This is a genomic window from Micromonospora sp. CPCC 205546, from assembly GCF_036902715.1.
Lineage (GTDB): Bacteria > Actinomycetota > Actinomycetes > Mycobacteriales > Micromonosporaceae > Micromonospora.
Genome location: NZ_JBAKHL010000161.1, coordinates 1 through 1,057 on the forward strand (window position 1 = coordinate 1; position 1,057 = coordinate 1,057).

The following is a 1,057-nucleotide window of genomic DNA, read 5'->3' on the forward strand; positions in this document are numbered from 1 at the left end:
TGACGGGCCCGGACGGGCTGCTCAAGCAGTTGACCAAGACGGTCCTGGAGACCGCGTTGAACGAGGAGATGACCGAGCATCTCGGCTATGCCAAGCATGACGCTGCCGGTGCCGGCTCGGGCAACATCCGTAACGGCAGCCGGTCGAAGACTGTGCTGACCGACGCGTCGGGGCCGGTGCAGATCGACGTGCCGCGGGACCGGGCCGGCACGTTCGAGCCCCAGATTGTCCGCAAGCGGCAGCGCCGCCTGTCCGGGGTCGACGAGGTCGTGTTGTCGCTGTATGCCAAAGGGCTGACCACGGGGGAGATCAGCGCTCACTTCGCGGAGATCTACGGCGCCTCGGTCAGTAAGGAGACCATCTCTCGGATCACCGACAAGGTCATCGAGGAGATGACCGACTGGTCCCACCGCCCCCTCGATGAGATCTACGCGGCGGTGTTCATCGACGCCATCGTGGTCAAGGTCCGCGACGGGCAGGTCGCCAACCGGCCGTTCTACGCCGCGATCGGGGTCACCCTCGACGGGGAGAAGGACATCCTCGGGCTGTGGGCCGGTGCCGGTGGTGAGGGCGCGAAGTTCTGGATGAGCGTGCTGACCGACCTGCGCAACCGCGGCGTCAAGGACGTGTTCTTCCTCGTCTGCGATGGCCTCAAAGGCCTACCGGATGTGGTCACGAACGTGTGGCCCCGCACGATCGTGCAGACCTGCATCATCCATCTGATCCGCAACACGTTCCGGTTGACCTCCCGCAAGTACTGGGACGAACTCAAGCGCGACATCAAGCCGATCTACACCGCCGTCAACGCTCAAGCGGCCAGGGCCGCGTTCGACGACCTGGCCGACAAGTGGGGCGGCCGGTATCCGGCCGTGATCCGCCTGTGGGACAACGCCTGGGCCGAGTTCATCCCGTTCCTCGACTACGACCTCGAGATCCGCACCGTCATCTGCTCCACCAACGCGATCGAATCCTTGAACGCCCGCTACCGGCGGGCGGTCAAGGCCCGCGGCCACTTCCCCAACGAGCAGGCCGCGTTGAAGTGTCTGTACCTGGTGAC

1 protein-coding gene is annotated in these 1,057 nt (G+C 65.3%); it reads left to right on the plus strand.

The features are described from left to right. On the plus strand, window positions 1-1,057 hold a 1,057-nt coding region (locus V6U77_RS29825), incomplete at both ends, for an IS256 family transposase (protein ID WP_334610069.1).